This window comes from Microcoleus sp. LAD1_D3, assembly GCF_036702135.1.
Classification (GTDB): domain Bacteria; phylum Cyanobacteriota; class Cyanobacteriia; order Cyanobacteriales; family Microcoleaceae; genus Microcoleus.
Genome location: NZ_JAUBSB010000024.1, coordinates 31,016 through 46,772, shown reverse-complemented (window position 1 = coordinate 46,772; position 15,757 = coordinate 31,016). Strand labels below are relative to the sequence as shown.

Genomic DNA, 15,757 nt, shown 5'->3' with positions numbered 1-15,757 from the left:
CCTACTTCACGTCCGTCACCCGCCAACTCAGCTTCATATTGATCCAGAAATTCCACAGCGTCACAGTAGCGATCGCAATCAACTTAGCCAAATATTCGTTTACCTTAAAAACATTAAACAGCACATTCACCAGCAGCACATTCATAATCAAGCCCATCAAACAAATCACATTAAATTTCAACAGCCGTTTCAAGCGCTGGCGCTTTCCAGGCTGCCGCTTAGAAATATCACCAAAAGTCCACAAATCGTTCCACAAAAAATTATTGATAATTGCCACTTCAGCAGAAAAGATTGCACTGCGAGTCAGCCCCAAACCGAGGACAGTCCGCAGCAGGTAAAAAACTCCCATATCCACAAACACCCCGCTGAAACCAACCACGCCAAACCGCAGGAATCGGCCCATCGGCCAGCGGGCAAACCGCAACCGAAGCAAATGTCGCAAATACTCAATATACTGTTTCCAGGTAACTTTGCTCTCCCCTTCTTGTCGCTCCTGAAACACGTAACCAACTTCTCCAATCCAGCGGATGTCCCCCCTGCCGAGCACTTCAATCAATATTTTGTAACCAGCAGGATTCATGGTTTTGCCGGCTATGCAACTGCGGCGCACCATAAAATAGCCACTCATCGGATCGGAAACTCGGCCCACCACTCCCGGCAGGATCACCAACCCCAGGGTTTGAGCGCCCCGCGATAAAAATCGCCTGACAACGCTCCAGTCGCTCACCCCGCCCTCGCCAACGTGGCGGCTCGCAGCGGCCAAATCTGCTCCCCGCTGAATTTCTGCTAAAAGCTGCAATAGCGTCTCCGGCGGATGCTGCAAGTCGGCATCAATGACGCCCAAAACCTCGCCCCGAGCCACCTGCCACCCGCGAATTACCGCTGTGGAAAGTCCCCGCTCCTCTTGCCGGCGCATCACCCGCAATTGCGGATATTCCGGTGTCAGGGACAGGGCGACTTCCCAGGTGCGATCGGGGCTGTCGTCATCGACTACAATTAATTCGTAGTTGCCGGCAAGGATACCATCGAGCAATTGGCTCAATTTTTCCACAATATTCTGGATATTCCTGCACTCGTTGTAGGTGGGAATTACCAGGGAAAAATAAATTGGCGATGTGCCTGCGTGTACAAAAGTTGAACCGAAAGTCTGTATAGCAGGAATTTGCAAAGGCCCCGACGGCACTGGCAAGACCTGATTTGGTTGGTAGCTGCCCATAATTTCCGTGTTCAGAAAGTCAAGAATAGTTTGGTAGCACTTGAGATTGTAAAATATCGTTCCTCCATAATTGATTAGTTAAAATATAAAAACGCCTTAATTCTAGTCAGTAATTCTGTAGCTGAGTTAAAAAGAAAACTGTGGATGCAATTCTCGATCGAGCTTTACAAGGTTATAACATCTCTTCTGCAGAGGCAGTGGTACTTTTGCAGCAAACAGAGCCAGACGCACGAGCTTCTATTCAAAAAACCGCTGACTTGCTCCGCCGCCGACAATCAGGGGATACTGTCACCTACGTTATCAATCGGAATATTAACTTTACTAACATTTGCGAGCAGCATTGCAGTTTTTGTGCATTCCGTCGCGACGAAGGAGATGAGGGCGCTTTTTGGTTAGATGCAGCTCAAATTCAGGAAAAGGCAACTGATGCAGTGCAGCGGGGTGCAACGGAAATTTGTATGCAGGGCGGCTTAAATCTTCAAGCTAAACTCAACGGCGCATCTTTGCCTTATTATCTGCAATTGGTGAAAACCATTAAGGATAAGTTTCCTCAGTTGCACTTGCACGCTTTTTCGCCGCAAGAAATAGAATTTATTGCCAGAGGAGATAATCTTAGTTTCAGCTATGTAATTTCGGCTTTGCAGGATGCGGGAGTCGATTCGATGCCGGGAACGGCGGCGGAAGTTCTTGACGATTCTGTGCGACGGGTGATTTGCCCGGAAAAACTAAATTCGGCAACTTGGCTGGAAATTGTGGGAACTGCTCACCGTCTGGGTTTGCCGACAACGAGTACGATGCTTTGCGGGCATATTGAGACGGCAGGGCAGCAGGTTTTGCATTTAGAAAAAGTGCGATCGCTCCAACAAACTGCGATCGACCAAAACTATCGGGCACGCATTACAGAATTTATTTTACTACCATTTGTCGGAAAGGAAGCACCAGCACCTTTGCGGAGTCGAGTCGGCCGCGACCAACCAATTTTAGCAGATACATTGTTACTCACCGCAGTATCGAGAATCTTCTTGGGAAATTTGATTTCCAATCACCAACCGAGTTGGGTAAAATTAGGTTTAGATGGAGCTACAGAAGCGCTGAAATGGGGCTGCAACGACATCGGCGGCACTTTGATGGAAGAGCACATTACAACGATGGCCGGTGCGGTTGGTGGCAGTTGTCAATCTGTCGAAGATTTGCAAAATGCGATTCGTTCTTTGGGGCGGGATTATCAGCAAAGAGATACAATTTATCGACCTTTAGGGGTTGACAATTTGGCAGTCATAAGTAGTAGGATAAATTGAGCGATGTCTTATAGCGAGTTCACCTCAATTATCAAAGTTAAACAAGCCTTTGGATTAACAACTGTAGAAGGCCCGCGATTTCTACCGCAAATAACTCCGATCGCTCCGAGTGCAACCCTGACAGATTTTTTGGCGAATAGTTTACCCGTAGCTGTGGCGACAGGTAGCGAAAAAGCTCGCTCGGAAATGATTATTACTCCGGTACTGCTGGAAGTCAGGAAGATTTTGCAGCAGAATATTAGCTTGTTTTCGGGGGAAGACTTTACAGTTGATTATGAAACTGGACTAAACGGGATTTGTGATTATTTGATTAGTCGTTCTCCTGAAATGTTGGAGATTGAAGCACCCGCAGTGGCGGTTGTTGAGGCTAAAAAAGCTGATTTGAAGACAGGAATTGGACAGTGCGTTGCAGAAATGGTGGCAATGCAGAAGTTTAATGAAGCGAAGGGGAAACCAATTTCAGTTATTTATGGCAGTGTCAGTAACGGCACGCAGTGGCGATTTCTCAAACTAGAGGAAAAAATTGTATCGATCGATCTTAATGACTATGCCTTGCCTCCGGTGGACGAAATTTTGGGTATGCTGGTTTGGATGGTACGAGATGGCTAATTGAAACCTCTCAGTTGGTAAAGCTTGTCAGATGCGAAGCGCGAAGCGCGTAACGCATCCTAAGAGTTTAGCCGATCGCACTTTCAAATTCTTCTAGCGCTTGACAACTTCCAACCTGCAAAGCACGTTCCACTGTAGCCGGAATCAGTTGGGCGATCGCGATTTCTGGAAAATTCGGACTAATATCCGATTCTACATACTCTCCATCTTGCAGCAAATAAATGCGAAGTCGGCCGCCGTCATAAACCCATACTTCTGGAACCCCAATAATTTTATAGGCATCGATCTTAGTTTTAGAAGTAACATCCGTCTCAATTGCCAAATCGGGCGGCGGATCGTCCGGTAAAAGTCGGCGGCGATTAATCATCCGCTGATAATTTAGAATATAAAAGCAAGCATCAGGTTCAACTCCTGCTGCACCTTCCCGTTTGAAAGTAGTAGAACCAAAGGGTTCATATCTTCTGCCCGCTGACTTAAGTAAAATTTTTACAATATCGGAAATTAAATCTTTCGGCCTTTCGTGTTCGGGTAAGGGAACCATGATTTCTAAGGTACTCTGGCTGTAGGCAATTCTGGTTCTTCGCTTTTCTCCTAATTCCTGCAAAATCGACTCGAATTCCAGCCAACTTATATTGGGAATAGTTACGATACTACCGGGAGAAAGCGTTATTTGGCTAACAGGTTTGAGCACGGGGGTGATAACAATCATAAGCTGAATTGCGAGCTAGTTGTTAAGTTTGTGCCAAGGGCAGGCAGGATGCCTACCCCACAAGGGTTTTTGGATATATCTGTTGAGTTTAGCACGGGCAACGAGAAGAGATTCGCGATCGCACTTTTGACTCAATTCTAGAAAGAGCGATCGCACATTTAGACTTCATTGCAACCGGATTAATTTGACTAACAGACTCATAATTTCTCCCTGATCGGGTGTAATAATGATGCGATTGTCGGGAATCGCGATCGGATGAGTCCAACGAACAGCTTCCTCGTAGCGCAATGCGTGCAGTTGGTGGATAGTTCGGCGTACCCCCAGCGGCGAACCGATGATGACGTGACGGACTGCTTCGCGATCGGCCTCAAAGGTTTGGTTGGTTAAAACATTGGGCGATGTTTGGTTCGATGATGAATCTTGCAACATAGCTTTGACCAATAATTTTGGATAGGTTTGATGCTTTGTAACGGTAAAACCGCGTACAATAACGAATTGAAGAAAAGACAGCAATTCCCCTACAGCACAAGTGGCTTAGCTGGTGCTGTCTAATCTCTATTGGGTTAAATCTAAATTAATTTAGGGTAGATGTCAATCATTTTAGGCAAAGCCCAAATAAATTAATATAACTTAACAAATAGCCTATGGAAACCTCAGAAAGAGCCGATCGATCGCCCCTCATGCGACTGAGAGTTCAGCGGTTTATGACTCAAAAGCAGCTAGCAGAAGCACTTGGCGTTACGGAAGCGACGGTAAGCAACTGGGAAGCTGGGCGATCTGTACCGAAGCTAACGCCTGTTCAATACAAGAAGTTGCTAGAGATTCTGCAAATTACCTCTGCTGAATTACCAGACCAATTTGGTTTTCCTAGCGATGCTGATGGATAGAAAACGGAATATTATAATTGAGGCGTTTTATTTAAATAAACGAAATCATACACTGTTTTGAAAAAAAAAGGAATATGAGACTTAACATCGCTACTTTGCTTTGAGTAAAATCTCCCAATTTCTAACGAGAGTTGCTCTCTAAATACTTTCTTATTCCCACTCCAGTCAACGGGTGGCTTAATTTTTTCCCAATAATCATGCTCAGGTTGTTTCTCATTCTTAACTTTTTTAATTGTGAGCAAAGCCCTAATTAACTGATGCTTCCGTGTTTCATCAGACGTATTTTTAAACTCAGTTTTCCATGAATCTTGTAATTTATCTAAATCTGTACAATTTAAACAATGATTTATGCGATCGAGCGCTCTCTGTATGTTAAGGTTATTCTTCAAGTCTGGATCGCTACTAATTTTATCAGCCATATCCATATAAATACTATTCAGTTGAACAGGATTATCCTGATACATGGGATAATTAGGATAATCATCAAATATTGATTGAAGCTCAGGTGTGATAAAATATGCTTCTTTATGAATCAAACCTGTAATCCATATCCGGTGTAGTGCTGCATTTTGCGATCGCACCTCCGATTTTTCGTAAAGATCGCAAAAAATTGCTTCTGTATCGGGAAAAGGGTAATCATCAATCTTTTGCAGGTGCAAGTCCAAATCTATCATTGCAAAAAGTCGAGCGGGATCTAAATGTGAATTAGTGGTATCCTGTTCGTGTAATGTTAAAAGCTTGAAATAAGTATTTATTACACTTGCGCGATCGCCACAGTTGAAAAATTGTGGCAGCTTTTCTCTCCACCATCTCGGAACGCAAGCCTTATAAAAGTTGGCATCCGGCATTTCCTCCATTTTTTTATAAGCTTGAGGCGATCGCCTACCCTCGATATCGGAAATAGGGCCTTCGCATAGCACCACAATTCTGTTGTTAATTCTGGGAGATTGAAGAATTGCCTCACAATGTTGTTTTAGCTGTTCTGGATTAAGACTCATTTGTAATATTAGATTGTTGTTTGAGCAGTTTTGGCTCGATTTCTTTAACGTGAGCTGGTGTCAAAGCTTCACACAATGCGTAGGAGTGAGTTGCCAAAATATATTGATTGCTGGGCCCCCACTCTTGGAGGTCTGATATAATTTGATCTTGCCAATCTGGATGAAAAGCAATTTCAACTTCATCCATCAAAACAATAGCATCTTCTATGTTGCGAGACTTGATCCATATATAAATGCTGAGTCTTTTGAGCTCGCCGTGACTTAAATCTCCTGGATATAGTTCTATAGTTTCACCATTTTTCTCTAATTTTAAAGTTACTGCCGAAAGGTCTTTGTCAATATTTATTGTTTTACAGCTTAATAAAAATCTTAATTCATTTACTAAGGTTTGATAGCTGTTACCATATTTACCTGTTTCTATAGCTTCTTTAAAATCTTTATCTCGAGCAGCTTTAAAGGCTTCAATGAGTAAATCTACAACCATAAAGTCATAAGTAAAAAATCCTTTTAGTTGAGATTTTGCTTTGTGAATTTTATCGAAATAATGCTCATTTGTTTGACTGTGACTTTTAAATAATAGTTCTCTAGTATATCTATCGAGAAATAGAAAAACTTGTGTGGAGGGAGCTGCTAAAAATATTTTATCTGAAAGTATGTTTAAAAAATCGTTGGTTTCTTTCCTATCTATATTATTTAAATGACAGAGTAAAGCTTCATTTTGCTGATCATTTGAGATTTTTTCACTTGAATAGTTACATATATATGTCATATTTTTTTCTGTTAAATATTCAACGATTTTTTCCCAAACTTCCTCATAGCTTCCATAGGTGGTTTTCAAATTCTTTAGGTTACTTTCAACTTCTTCTAGTCTGTGTTTTATTTCGTCTTGAAAAGTTTGAATTTCTTTAATAGAAACATTTTTTGTTGAGTTTACAACAGATATTAATGCTGAAACTCTTGAATTTGATACCAATTGTTGAATAAACCTAAATTCTCTTTGAGCCGTGGCAAACCTTTGTTGATTGTCTTCAATGTTTTTGATTTGATCTAATCTATCACTACTGAGTGTTAAACTGTTATTTACTGATTCTAAATCTGAAATTTGCTTTTCCATTACTTTAAATTGTGTTACAGGATAAAAAGTGATATCTTCTGTATTTTTGATTTTAACATTTAAAGAGTCGGACTTTTTTAGAAAAGAATCTTTGCACACAAAGAAAATAATTTGAACTATTTTTTCTCCATTCCAAATATCAATAATTGCTAAATTTTTTTTATCTTCTCCCTCACCCACTTTAAATCCTTGAATAAAGTTTTGTAAAAATAGTTTTTTATCGTCATCCACAGAACAGTGCAGCAATACAAAAATCAACTGCAACAGCGTACTTTTACCGCCACCATTTTGACTACCCAGCGGAAAAATATTAGGAACAAAATCCTTTTCAAAAGTGATGTCAATGTCCTTTAAACCGCGAAAATCAGGAACTTGAACTCGTAGCAAGTGCATAATAAACTCCTGGTGTTAGCTTGCATTTTTTATTGAAAGGCTGAGCCACAATTATTTTAGATTATAACTCACATCTTTTACTATTTTCATGAACAGGCAAGATGCCTGTTCCACAACATATCAATTTCTTGTGGGGTGGGCATCTTGCCCGCCCACTTGAACAGGCAAGATGCCTGTTCCACAACATATCAATTTCTTGTGGGGTGGGCATCTTGCCCGCCCCAAAGAGACTTATCTCTCGCGCTTTTACACCTTAAACTTCTCCACAATCCGTCTCATCGCTTCTTCCACATTCTCCCGACTATTAAACGCCGAAATGCGGAAATAACCCTCACCCGCCGCACCAAAACCAGAACCCGGAGTTCCCACCACATTGCAAGTTTCCAGCAACTTCTGAAAGAAATCCCAACTCGACAAACCGTGAGGCGTTTTCACCCACACATAAGGTGCATTTTGGCCACCAAAAACCTCGATTCCCGCCGCTGTCAATTTCTCGCGAATAATCGCAGCATTTTCCCTGTAAAAATTGACTAAAGCCTGAATTTGTGCCTTGCCTGCCTCAGAATAAACCGCCTCAGCACCGCGCTGCACGATGTAAGAAACACCGTTAAACTTAGTAGATTGGCGGCGGTTCCACAACTTCCAAATTTCGACATCTGAACCATCTGCTGCTTTTCCAGTCAGAGTCTTCGGTACAACTGTTAGCGCACAGCGAGTACCCGTGAAACCAGCATTTTTGGAAAAAGAACGAAATTCGATCGCACAATCCCGCGCCCCTTCAATTTCGTAGATAGAATGCGGTAAACTCGGATCGGTAATATACGCTTCGTAAGCCGCATCGAAGAAAATAATCGAACCGTTAGCTTTAGCATAATTTACCCAAGCTTGCAAGTGTTCCTTAGTTGCAGTTGCCCCGGTCGGGTTATTCGGAAAACACAAGTAAATTAAATCGACTTTTTTGTCAGTGGGAATTTCCGCAGTAAAATTGTTTTCTGCTGTAATTGGCAGGTAAACTAAGCCGCCGTATTCGCCATTTTCGTTGGCATCTCCCGTGTGTCCAGCCATCACGTTAGTGTCTACATACACCGGATAAACTGGATCTGTAACTGCGATCGTGTTATTGTTGCCAAAGATATCGAGAATATTGCCACAATCGCACTTAGAACCATCAGAAATAAAGATTTCCGAAGCATCAACATCGCATCCCCGCGACTTGAAATCGTGCTCGGCAATTTTCTCCCGCAGCCACTCATAACCTTGTTCCGGGCCGTATCCTTTAAAGGTATCCCGCGAGCCCATGTCTTCCACCGCCTTCACCATCGCCTCCCGACAAGCAGCCGGTAGCGGTTCAGTTACGTCGCCAATCCCCAGCCGAATGATGGGCGCTTCGGGATTCGCCTCTGCATAGGCTTTCACCCTGCGCCCAATTTCGGGAAACAGGTAGCCGGCTTTGAGTTTGAGGTAGTTGTCGTTGATAGTTGCCATAGTTCGATCGCTACAAATGTCGTAGAATAGCTTACTCCCAATTGTCTCTCTCAAGCAGCAGCAAGTTCGGCAACCAGCAGTGTACGGGATTTAACGGATGTAACGGATGAATGTTCAGCCAAGACAAAGATTTTCCCCAATCGAACACTCGAACACTCGGCCAATTCGCCATTACAGGCAATCTGGGTAGTTGCTCAACAGCCATTGACCAAAAAATCAAATCTGCTTGTATAATCAGAATAGTAGGCAGCGCAGAAACAATTATGGACGAGATCGAGTACGCCAAACTCTATCAAGAACTGGCGGCAATTCTGGATGAGTTTAATTTGGGTTGGGTAGTTCAACAAGTAGCGGATACTGTAGAGATAGGCAAAGTAATTGAAGAGCGATCGCTCAAAAGAAAAACACCTCTGCTCAAGATAGAAGATTATACCGCAAAAGAACAACTTTTGCTGTTAATTAATGCTGTCGAACAAGCGACGGTCAACACTTCCGAAATGGAAGACGAAATTGCTTATTTCTTGAAAGTAGAATCAGAAACCTCTCCCCTCGGCACAAAAATTACCTTTGCCAATTCAGGTGCCGAAACTGCCAAAACAATCGAGTTTACCTCCAGCGTCACAGCCCCCCGCCACAAACAGGCGATCGGCCTCAAGCACTTGCTCGAGAAACTGCCCTCCGGGCCCAGCAACTACGCCATCAATTCCGACATTAAAAGCAAATTAAAAAGCTCGATCGATCCCGAATTTAACACAGCGGCAGAACAAGCCAGAATTTTTGACACTTACCTATTCACTATTCTGCTAAAAGCAGTGGCTAATGAAGGCGGTACTATTTATTACAACAATGTTTTAGACGACGAAACACCGAAATATTTAACATTTAGAAAAACGGCGGGAAAAATCCACGGAACTGCACATCCATACACTCATGCTGTTGTGGAATTTCCCGACAAACCAGCCCTGGAAGTTCACCTAGGAGTAAAAGTCCAAGGTAGAGCCGGAGTTTTGCACAACTGCAACGTTTTAATTTTGTACCAAAAAGAAGCGACTATCTGTCGCTTGCTCAACCGCGAACCCCGACATTCGCAGGTAATTTTAGCAGTAAAGTCGGAACACAGCACCTCGGAACTAAAACTAGAAATGGCGGGTGCTTTTATCGGATTAGCGTCAGATATTCGCTACGAAGGTGGCAGCTATTTCATTTCTAACAGTTACTCCCAACCCGTAGCAAAACTGCTAACTACCGCTCGCAAAAAATGGGAGCTCAACATTTTTCCTAGAGCCACAAACGATGTCCATCGGCTGATGTACTCGTTTCAAACTATCTTTAAAGACTTTAAGGCAAGAAACTGATTCAGTTAATACGATTTCACAAAAGTCTTGCTACATTTTTTGTGTGGGGTTTCGTTCCACGGGCTTATATCAAATCCGGTAGGATCGTTCAGGTAAAGTCTCCTTCAATCTGCCAGCAAATATAAGCACAATTTTCTGTTTTTCGGCACACAGTCAACAGTCAACAGTCAACCATCATTTGTTTTTCGGCACACAGTCAACAGTCAACAGTCAACAGTCAACAGTCAACTTTCCTAGATTTGCCCGATTAAATGTATCTGCTAATGTATCTGCTACATTAGCCAAGAAAATAATCTATCATGTTGCGAGCACCCGAACCTTACGAATAATGTTTAAGAAAGATAAATCTTCCCTGCTGTTTACCATCGGAGCCGCCACACTTCTGATCGGTTTAGGCTTTGTCACCTACTACCTCGTCATCTCCCGTGGGCCCGCCAAAGATTTGCCGGCGGGGGCAACCGTTGTCCCGCAAGATACGATGATGGCCCTATCCATCAGCACCGATGAATCCCAGTGGGATAGACTGCGAGAGTTTGGCACGCCGGAGTCAAAAGCTTCGTTTGAGAGGTTTTTAACGGAAATGCGCGATCGCCTCCTCACCAGCAACGGCTACGCCTACCAGCAAGACATTCAACCCTGGGTGGGTAACACGGCAATGGTGGCTTTTCTCCGCAACAAAATAGCTATACCAGCCCCCGCGCCCGCACCCAATGCCCCCCCATCTCCGCCAATTCAACAGTCAGTGGCAATTATCCTGCCAATTGCCAACCCGCTCAAAGCCAAAGAATTATTAGCAAAACCCAGACCTCTCAGCCAAGGAAAAATAGTTGAGCGTAATTACAAAGGCGTCCAAGTCACAGAAACTCAAGGCGTACCCGATCGCAATTTCTCCGTCGCGGTATTGGGCACCAACTATCTAGCAGTCACCACAGATCCTAGCGCTACAGACAGAATAATCGACACCTACAAAGGCGAACCTTCCCTAGCAAAAACCCCTGGCTATGCAGACGCCATAGACAAAATAAAAAGTCCGGGCGCCTTCGGTCAAATCTACGTCAATATGCCCGTTGCCACCGCCTATGCCGCCGCCAACTCAACCCGCGAAATTTCGCCAGAAAGCCTCGAAAAACTGCAACAAAATCAAGGATTTGCCACAACAGCGACGCTGGATGTAGAAGGAATTGCCTTCAAATCAGTCTCTTGGCTAAAACCAGATTCTACCAGAAGGATAGCAGTAGAAAATAATGCTCTAAAAATGGTTAACCGCCTGCCAAACAATACAATAATGATGGTATCCGGCGGCAACTTGCAGCGTTTGTGGCAAGACTACGTATTGGGAGCCGAGGCAAACCCGATTTCCCCGATTAATCCCCAAGTTTTACGCACAGGTTTAAAATCCACTACCGGCATGGATTTAGATAAAGACTTCATGAACTGGATGGCGGGAGAATTTTCTCTATCATTAATACCAGCGCCCGCCCAGAATCCCAGAGACAAATTTGCTGCCGGATTTGTATTTATGGTGGAAACAAACAACCAGGGCGCCGCCAACAAATCCCTGAAACAGCTTGATGAAACGATGAAAACTAAAGGGTTTAGAGTGGAGGAAATTCAAGTCGGCGGCAAACCGGCGATTAAATGGACATCGCCGTTTGGAGGGATTACGGTAACTCGCGGTTGGATGAACGATGTAGCGTTTATCACAGTAGGAGCTCCCGTGGTTGATGCGATCGTTCCGGCACCGAAAAGTCCGCTTTTAAGCAGCGAACTGTTCCAAAAAACTGTACGATCGCAACTTCAACCCCACAACGGCAATTTCTTCATCGACACCGAGAGTGCGTTTAATCCGAAAAACCTAGCTTTGCCGGAGTTTCCTCCCAACCAAAAAATGTGGATAGACGCCACGCGGTCGATCGGCGTTACAGCGGCCGTCATTGGCGATCGTACCACCCGTTATGACGCTTTTGTCGGTCTCAAAAAATCCACCCAATCCACTCCTTCTGCAAATCCTTCACGCAGTCTTGCTTCACCGAGCCCTGCTTCACCGCGCCCTGCTTCACCCAGTCCCTCGCCCACTGTCCAAACTTCACCCAATTAACTCTTAAATCCTTCCACAAATCCGCCTGCACAGCCCCTTAAATACCAACAGGGCGATCGATTAAAACCGAAAAGCAGCCGATCGAAATCAGCAATAGTGGACTGGAATACAAGAGGGCAATAGAGCCGGATTTAAGTAGTTTTACTTCACAAAACCTCACACAAAGAAACCCAAAAACCCGGTTTATTTTAAAAGCCGGGTTTCTGAACACCCTAACAATTTGACTTACTTATTACTGTCAGAATTTTAATTGCCTGCCATTAAAATATTTTGTTTACCAAAAATGCTCTTGGCCTCTTTTCCCGTCAGTTTTGGACGCAGAACCGGGTTTTTCCTCCCCCATAATTAGTTCATACTCTCAATAATAGTTAAAAAACTCGGTTGCTCGGCATCGGAGTGCCTCTAAGAAGGCAGTTTTTTTTTTATATGTCATGCGGAAGATACAGTTCCTAGGCATTTAGAGTTATATTTAGATTGTGGAGAAGATACGCTAAAAAAATTGCCCAGGCCGAGGCAAATTATACTCATTGACTCCTGAATGCACTTGCAGTCAGAAACCGGGGTGCTTCATAAATATAGCGTCTTCAACCGTTCCGAAAAACCTATGGAGAGCTTGGCATCCCTAGTCAGCACCTGTACAACGTCGGAACCTGCACTTAAGCGTGTTAACTGACGACGTTCATCTGGTCATGACACCGTGATGTAAACGCCTGCATTCTGCACTGTCGAAGGCGATTAACGAACGAGTCGACAGGTTTATAGCTAAGCGTATCGCTTTCCTAACCAGGGAACGTGAACATTTACCAGGCAAACCTTACTTAGTAATAAGACTGACAGAATAGCTCACAAATACCCCCTCGCAAAATGAGGGGTAGATTTCCAATCTTCTACGCAAATTGACCAGACACAGCACAGATGTGCAGATATTTAGTGACACAGCCGTCAACCAAGTTTTTTCTATAAATCCGGTTTCTTTACCTAATTTATGTTTTATATATTTTACCCATTAAAAACCCATGAAAACCGCCAAAAATATTCAAATAAAGTCTAAATTTCTCTCAAAAGCCAGAATAAGCAAACTGACACTTGCTCTGCAAATAGTCTTAATAAATATTTACTTTTTGCAAGCAAAAGCCGAAGGTCAAACAATTGTTCCAGCGACGGACGGAACGGGCACTACCGTCACTCCCGCAGCGCAAAACGGAACTCCTGGGCAGCCAAGTCGCTTCGATATTCAAGGCGGACAATTATCGAGCGATGGAGCAAATCTTTTCCACAGTTTTACAGAATTCGGCTTGTCGCAAAATCAGATTGCCAACTTTATATCAAACCCCAACATTCGCAACATTTTAGCGGGCATAGGCGGCGGCAACCCCTCGATCATTAACGGCTTAATTCAAGTAACCGGCGGCAATTCTAACTTGTTTCTGATAAATCCATCCGGCATCATATTTGGCAACAGTGCTAGTTTAAACGTGCCGGCTTCTTTCACAGCAACCACCGCCACCGCTATTGGATTTGGTTCAAACTCGTTTAACGCCAACGGTAGTAGCACATACACATCTCTGACAGGCGCGCCCAATTCCTTTGCTTTTGGAGCCGATCAAGCAGGGGCAATTATCAGCACGGCAGACTTAGCCGTTAAGTCAGGGCAGAACTTAACCTTGGTGGGCGGCACCGTTGTCAGCACCGGCAGCGTTTCGGCCCCAGGCGGTCAAATTACCGTAGCATCAGTCTCCGGGACAAATTTAGTGCGCGTCAGCCAGCGAGGCAATTTGCTGAGTTTGGAAATCGAGCCGCCCTCAGCGACGAGCAGCATTGGAACAACGGTAACAGCTTCGGCATTGCCGATCGCCTTGCCCGAACTGCTCACAGGCATTGGTGAAACAAACGCTACAGGCATCAGCGTCAATGCCAGCGGTGAAGTGGTACTCACGGCGTCTAACCGAGCCGTAGCTGCGGGGGACGTTGCAGTAAAAAATGCAAACGCTCAGGCGATCGCCATTCAAGCCGCTAACAACATTGCAGTCAGCGGAAACCTGACAAGTTCCCAAGGCGGTGCGATCGCCCTAGAAGCTAGGGGCGACATTCGCACTGTCGATATCGACTCCCACTCCGACACCACTGCGGGCGGCAACATCACCGTCACCAGCCGTACAGGAAAAGTAGAAACAGGCAATATCAACGCAGAGTCGATCGACAAAAACAGCAACGCGGGAAACGTTAGTATTGCAGCACCCTCAAGCAGCATTCAAACAGGGTTCATAGACGCCAACTCCGAAGAAAAACAAGGTGGCGAAGTCACCCTCAACGCCCGCAACGATATCGAAGTAACCCATATCAACACCGAAGGCCGAACAGGCGGAGGGGATATTGACATTACAGCCGGCGGTAATTTCCGAGCTACAGGCACTTTCACAAACGATAACCACTGCTTGTCGCAAGCTTGCAGCATTTCCGCATCCACGACTGGTAGCGCTAATGGTGGAGATATCACCATTCGCCACGGCGGAGAAGCCTCGAACACTCTTTTCAGCGTCGGGCCAGACTATAACAGAGTCAACGGTACTGCTGGCAGCATTGCCACTGGGGGTCCAAAGAAGGAAAATGTTATTACACAGGGAGGTTATTTCAGCCCCAGCCCTCAGATAGTACAGCCGACCCAAATTAACATTACGGCTTCTTCAGTATCGCCAGCACCAACACCAGCACCAACACCAGCACCGACACCAGCGCCAACACCAGCACCAACACCAGCACCAACACCAGCACCAACACCAGCACCAACACCAGCACCAACACCAGCACCAACACCAGCACCAGCGCCAGCGCCAGCACCAGCGCCGACACCAGCACCAACACCAGCACCAACACCAGCAGCGACACCAGCAGCGACACCAGCAGCGACACCAGCAGCGACACCAGCGCCCGCACCTATATTTGCACCTGTACCACCGCCCGCACCAGCACCAGCACCCACACCCGCACCAGCACCAGCACCCACACCCGCACCCGCACCCGCACCAGCACCAGCACCTATATTTGCACCTGTACCCCCGCCGACACCGGCACCAGCGCCCGCACCAGCGCCGACACCGGCACCAGCGCCCGCACCCGCACCTTTACAAACACTAACGCCGGCACCAGCGCCCGCACCAGCACCCGCACCCGCGCCGGCACCTGCACCCGCACCCGCACCCGCACCCGCACCCGCACCCGCACCCGCGCCCGCACCCGCACCCGCGCCCGCACCAGCACCGGCACCAGCACCCGCGCCCGCACCAGCACCCGCGCCCGCACCAGCACCCGCACCAGCACCCGCACCAGCACCCGCACCCGCACCAGCACCAGCACCCGCGCCAGCGCCCGCACCAGCGCCCGCACCAGCGCCGATATCAAATAATTTGCCGCCGATCGCACCGACATTTACTCAAAATCCAGCACCAGTATCAAATAATTTGCCGCCGATCGCACCGACATTTACTCAAAATCCAGCACCAGTATCAAATAATTTGCCACCGATCGCACCGACATTTACTCAAAATCCAGCACCAGTATCAAATAATTTGCCACCGATCGCACCGACATTTACTCA

The 15,757-nt window shown here is 45.6% G+C and carries 13 protein-coding genes; 6 read left to right on the top strand and 7 right to left on the bottom strand.

The window, feature by feature from the left end; genetic code table 11:
* Window position 1: 1 nt before the first annotated feature.
* Window positions 2–1,216, bottom strand: coding sequence for a glycosyltransferase (locus QUA74_RS15625; protein ID WP_333330499.1), 1,215 nt, complete (start codon window positions 1,214–1,216; stop codon window positions 2–4).
* A 140-nt stretch (window positions 1,217–1,356) separates the two neighbouring features.
* On the opposite strand from QUA74_RS15625, the gene cofH reads away from it, so the two are divergent.
* Together cofH and QUA74_RS15615 are read left to right on the top strand one after the other, a co-directional pair.
* Window positions 1,357–2,514: a 7,8-didemethyl-8-hydroxy-5-deazariboflavin synthase subunit CofH gene (gene cofH / locus QUA74_RS15620; protein ID WP_333330497.1), complete on the top strand. Its 1,158-nt coding sequence runs from the start codon at window positions 1,357–1,359 to the stop codon at window positions 2,512–2,514.
* Window positions 2,515–2,517: 3 nt separating this feature from the next.
* Window positions 2,518–3,123: a hypothetical protein gene (locus tag QUA74_RS15615; RefSeq protein WP_333156224.1), complete on the top strand. Its 606-nt coding sequence runs from the start codon at window positions 2,518–2,520 to the stop codon at window positions 3,121–3,123.
* Between the two features lie 67 nt (window positions 3,124–3,190).
* Here the strand turns inward: QUA74_RS15615 and QUA74_RS15610 are convergent, their stop codons facing one another.
* A complete protein-coding gene (locus tag QUA74_RS15610) occupies window positions 3,191–3,832 on the bottom strand; it encodes a Uma2 family endonuclease (protein WP_333330494.1) in 642 nt (213 codons plus the stop codon).
* A 165-nt stretch (window positions 3,833–3,997) separates the two neighbouring features.
* Entirely contained in the window at window positions 3,998–4,261 is a 264-nt protein-coding gene (locus QUA74_RS15605) for a hypothetical protein (protein ID WP_190731698.1), read from the bottom strand.
* A 215-nt stretch (window positions 4,262–4,476) separates the two neighbouring features.
* On the opposite strand from QUA74_RS15605, the gene QUA74_RS15600 reads away from it, so the two are divergent.
* Entirely contained in the window at window positions 4,477–4,719 is a 243-nt protein-coding gene (locus QUA74_RS15600; protein ID WP_190745066.1) for a helix-turn-helix domain-containing protein, read from the top strand.
* An 11-nt stretch (window positions 4,720–4,730) separates the two neighbouring features.
* Here the strand turns inward: QUA74_RS15600 and QUA74_RS15595 are convergent, their stop codons facing one another.
* From QUA74_RS15595 to QUA74_RS15580, 4 genes are all read right to left on the bottom strand, one after another.
* Window positions 4,731–5,576 (bottom strand): hypothetical protein, encoded by an 846-nt coding sequence (locus tag QUA74_RS15595; RefSeq protein ID WP_333330491.1) that lies wholly within the window; start codon window positions 5,574–5,576, stop codon window positions 4,731–4,733.
* Between the two features lie 130 nt (window positions 5,577–5,706).
* Complete coding sequence (locus QUA74_RS15590) at window positions 5,707–7,224, bottom strand: AAA family ATPase (RefSeq protein WP_333330488.1); 1,518 nt, start codon at window positions 7,222–7,224, stop codon at window positions 5,707–5,709.
* 246 nt (window positions 7,225–7,470) lie between these two features.
* Complete coding sequence (locus tag QUA74_RS15585) at window positions 7,471–8,709, bottom strand: LL-diaminopimelate aminotransferase (RefSeq protein WP_333330486.1); 1,239 nt, start codon at window positions 8,707–8,709, stop codon at window positions 7,471–7,473.
* A gap of 31 nt (window positions 8,710–8,740) precedes the next feature.
* Complete coding sequence (locus QUA74_RS15580; protein WP_333330483.1) at window positions 8,741–8,914, bottom strand: hypothetical protein; 174 nt, start codon at window positions 8,912–8,914, stop codon at window positions 8,741–8,743.
* A 58-nt stretch (window positions 8,915–8,972) separates the two neighbouring features.
* Here QUA74_RS15580 and QUA74_RS15575 point away from each other — a divergent pair, with 58 nt between their 5' ends.
* The 3 genes from QUA74_RS15575 to QUA74_RS15565 form a co-directional block, all read left to right on the top strand.
* Window positions 8,973–10,064: a hypothetical protein gene (locus QUA74_RS15575; RefSeq protein ID WP_333330480.1), complete on the top strand. Its 1,092-nt coding sequence runs from the start codon at window positions 8,973–8,975 to the stop codon at window positions 10,062–10,064.
* Window positions 10,065–10,392: 328 nt separating this feature from the next.
* Window positions 10,393–12,162: a DUF3352 domain-containing protein gene (locus tag QUA74_RS15570; protein ID WP_333330477.1), complete on the top strand. Its 1,770-nt coding sequence runs from the start codon at window positions 10,393–10,395 to the stop codon at window positions 12,160–12,162.
* Between the two features lie 1,016 nt (window positions 12,163–13,178).
* Window positions 13,179–15,757: two-partner secretion domain-containing protein (locus tag QUA74_RS15565; protein ID WP_333330474.1), on the top strand; the 2,579-nt coding region annotated here is incomplete at its 3' end.

Bases quoted from the DNA above. Each gene is read 5' to 3' on its own strand.
- QUA74_RS15625 (WP_333330499.1), bottom strand. From the start codon at position 1,216: ATGGGCAGCTACCAACCAAATCAGGTCTTGCCAGTGCCGTCGGGGCCT.
- QUA74_RS15590 (WP_333330488.1), bottom strand. From the start codon at position 7,224: ATGCACTTGCTACGAGTTCAAGTTCCTGATTTTCGCGGTTTAAAGGAC.
- QUA74_RS15585 (WP_333330486.1), bottom strand. From the start codon at position 8,709: ATGGCAACTATCAACGACAACTACCTCAAACTCAAAGCCGGCTACCTG.
- QUA74_RS15615 (WP_333156224.1), top strand. From the start codon at position 2,518: ATGTCTTATAGCGAGTTCACCTCAATTATCAAAGTTAAACAAGCCTTT.
- QUA74_RS15580 (WP_333330483.1), bottom strand. From the start codon at position 8,914: ATGGCTGTTGAGCAACTACCCAGATTGCCTGTAATGGCGAATTGGCCG.
- QUA74_RS15570 (WP_333330477.1), top strand. From the start codon at position 10,393: ATGTTTAAGAAAGATAAATCTTCCCTGCTGTTTACCATCGGAGCCGCC.
- QUA74_RS15600 (WP_190745066.1), top strand. From the start codon at position 4,477: ATGGAAACCTCAGAAAGAGCCGATCGATCGCCCCTCATGCGACTGAGA.
- QUA74_RS15605 (WP_190731698.1), bottom strand. From the start codon at position 4,261: ATGTTGCAAGATTCATCATCGAACCAAACATCGCCCAATGTTTTAACC.
- QUA74_RS15575 (WP_333330480.1), top strand. From the start codon at position 8,973: ATGGACGAGATCGAGTACGCCAAACTCTATCAAGAACTGGCGGCAATT.
- QUA74_RS15595 (WP_333330491.1), bottom strand. From the start codon at position 5,576: ATGGAGGAAATGCCGGATGCCAACTTTTATAAGGCTTGCGTTCCGAGA.
- QUA74_RS15610 (WP_333330494.1), bottom strand. From the start codon at position 3,832: ATGATTGTTATCACCCCCGTGCTCAAACCTGTTAGCCAAATAACGCTT.